We start from the raw sequence: 2,794 nt of genomic DNA on the forward strand, positions 1-2,794 counted from the left end.
AAATGATATCTCTTTCTTCTTTTGTTAGATGCGCATATTTTTGATTAATTTTTTTATTATTCTTATTGTCAAAATTGAAAAAAGAAAAGTCAATTAAAATACCATGAAAATTGAGATAAGTATTAAAGACGAAAAAGCAGAATTTTTCCTTGAAGTGCTGAGCAACTTTAAGTTTGTTAAAATCCTGTATCCTAAAGATCCTCCAAAAGTAATCCCAGCCACACAAATCGACCATGACAGCGAACGAAAGCTTTACAGATATGAAAGGGTTCGGCCATACAAGGAACCTAAACCCATCAAAGAACCGAAGGTAATTATCCTCCCTAAGCCCTATTCTGAGGCCATCGAACAGATCAAACAGTACCAAGAAGGTAAAATCAAACTTAAATCCGCTAAAGAATTATTAAATGAACTTTAACATCATTTGCACGGATGCTTTTTCAAGCGAACTTAAAAATCTAGTAAAAGAAGATCCCTCATTCAGCAACGACTTCAGCTTACTTTTGGATAGGTTAGAAGAAAATCCCGATACCGGAACTCCACTTGGAAATCAGTTTTTCAAAACAAAATTAGCATTTAGGTCTATGGGACGACAGAGTAGAGAAAAGCCAAATATCCAGGTTTACTTTTGTATCAAGCAGAATAACGTTTACCTCATTGCTTTGCACAACAGAAATGTGCCCGGAGTATTTCCTGAAAAAGACATGCATGACCTATTGAAATCAATAAAGTAATGTCTAGATCATGAGTTTTTCAAGGTAAAATTTTACTTTTTATAAAAATCCCGGTTTTCTTACAGTATGTAAGAAATCAAAAAAGGCGTAATGGAGAAATTCTCCTTTACGCCTTTTTCATTCTCCATATATTTTGTTTCTTATTTCATGGCTTCCCACAAAATCTCAACGGGATGCTTGGCTTTTCTGCCTGTACCGTCAGCGATCTGATGACGGCAGGAAGTACCGGGAGCGGCAATCAAGGTTTCGAGACTTGCCTTCCTCACAGCCGGAAACAAGACCATCTCCCCGATCTGCATGCTGATATCATAATGCTCGGCTTCATATCCAAATGAACCTGCCATTCCGCAGCAACCTGAGGGAATGGTTTCCACGCTATAATTCTTGGGCAAGGAAAGCATTTTCTGCGTCCAAGTCATAGATGACAGAGCTTTTTGGTGGCAATGCCCGTGAAGTTTGATTTTTTTGGATTCTTGGGTAAAGGAATCTGATTTAATGTTTCCAGCTGCAATTTCCTTCCCTATAAATTCCTCTATCGTTTGGGTATGAAATTTCAGTTTCTTCGCTCCTTCTACCAGTTCCTTTCCTACCAACCTTGGGTATTCATCCCTGAAACTCAAGATCGCTGAAGGTTCTATTCCCACCAAAGGTGTGTTTCCATCAATGAAATCCTGAAATATCCTCACATTGGCTTCAGCGTGTTTCTTGGCTTTTTCAAGTAATCCTTTTGACAAAGCAGAGCGACCACTTTCTTCATGATCAACTACTTTGACTTCATAACCCAACTTCTTGAGCAATTTGACAGCAGTGATTCCGATTTGGGTATCGTTATGGTTCGTAAATTCATCGATGAACAGGTAAAGTGATTTGATCACAGGAGTTTTCCCGGGAAGTTTGCTGTAGTTTTTCTTGCACCAATTTCTCAAACTCACTTTGCTGATTTCAGGCAGGTTCCTTTTGGGTGCCACACCCAAAACCGATTTCATCAAACCTCCGGTCAGGCTATTTGACAAAGTGAAATTAGCCAGTCCGGGAACGATGGACGCCAATCCATTCAATTCATTGATATGGGAAAAAGCCTTTGACCGAAGCGGTATTCCATGGGTTTTTTGGTATTGATACAGAAATTCCGCTTTCATTGAAGCCATATCCACATTGGAAGGACATTCGGCGGTACAGCCTTTGCAGGAAAGACAGAGGTCCAAAGCCTCTTTGATCTCCGGATGGTCAAAGGCGTTTTCTTTTTTGTCCAAAGTCAAAAACTCACGCAAAGTATTGGCACGGCCACGGGTAGTGTCTTTTTCATTTCTTGTCGCCTGATAACTCGGACACATCGTCCCACCGGACGCCGGAAGTTTACGGCAGTCTCCCGAGCCGTTACATTTCTCCGCCAACCTCAAAATCCCTCCATTTGCACTGAAATCCAAAAGCGTATCCTGCTCGGGAGTAACCATTTCGGCTTCATACCTCAGTGATGTATTCATCGGCGCTGTGTCTACAATCTTTCCGGGATTGAAGATATTGTCAGGATCCCAAGTGTATTTGACGCGGCGGAGCAATTGGTAATTTTCCTCACCCACCATCAGCGGAATAAACGGCGCACGGACGCGGCCGTCACCATGTTCACCGCTGAGTGAGCCATTGTATTTTTTGACCAATTTGGCAGAAGCCTCCGAGATCCTGAAAAACTCCTCCTGATCGGCTTTTTTCTTCAAATCCAATATCGGACGCATATGGATTTCCCCTGCCCCGGCATGCGCATAGTGTACAGGGTTTTGGTTGAATCCCATCAGGATTTCATCCAATTCATCAATATAATCCGCCAGATCGTCGATGTCCACAGCAGTATCTTCAATACATGCCACGGCTTTTGGGTCGCCGGGAATATTCGCCAACAGTCCCAAACCTGCACTTCGTAAAGCCCAAGCAGACTTGGTCAGGTCAGGTCCGATAACAGGATAGGCATAACCCAATCCGGCTGCTTTGAGATCCGCAATCAGTTTGTCTCCTTTTTCCCTCGCTTCAGATTCGGTCTTTCCGGTAAACTCAATCATCAGCAA

The 2,794-nt window shown here is 42.3% G+C and carries 3 protein-coding genes; 2 read left to right on the plus strand and 1 reads right to left on the minus strand.

Annotated elements, in window-relative coordinates; translation table 11 throughout:
* Positions 1–103: 103 nt before the first annotated feature.
* Complete coding sequence (locus ACZFYI_RS18405; RefSeq protein WP_462525585.1) at positions 104–418, plus strand: hypothetical protein; 315 nt, start codon at positions 104–106, stop codon at positions 416–418.
* On the plus strand, positions 408–734 hold the full coding sequence (locus ACZFYI_RS18410; RefSeq protein ID WP_462525586.1) for a hypothetical protein: 327 nt from the start codon (positions 408–410) through the stop codon (positions 732–734). Before ACZFYI_RS18405 ends, ACZFYI_RS18410 begins: the two co-directional genes overlap by 11 nt.
* 140 nt (positions 735–874) lie before the next feature.
* Here the strand turns inward: ACZFYI_RS18410 and ACZFYI_RS18415 are convergent.
* Positions 875–2,794, minus strand: a 1,920-nt coding sequence (locus tag ACZFYI_RS18415; RefSeq protein WP_462525587.1) for an FAD-binding and (Fe-S)-binding domain-containing protein, incomplete at its 5' end; no start/stop codon positions are given.

It is taken from the genome of Aquiflexum sp. (assembly GCF_977115555.1).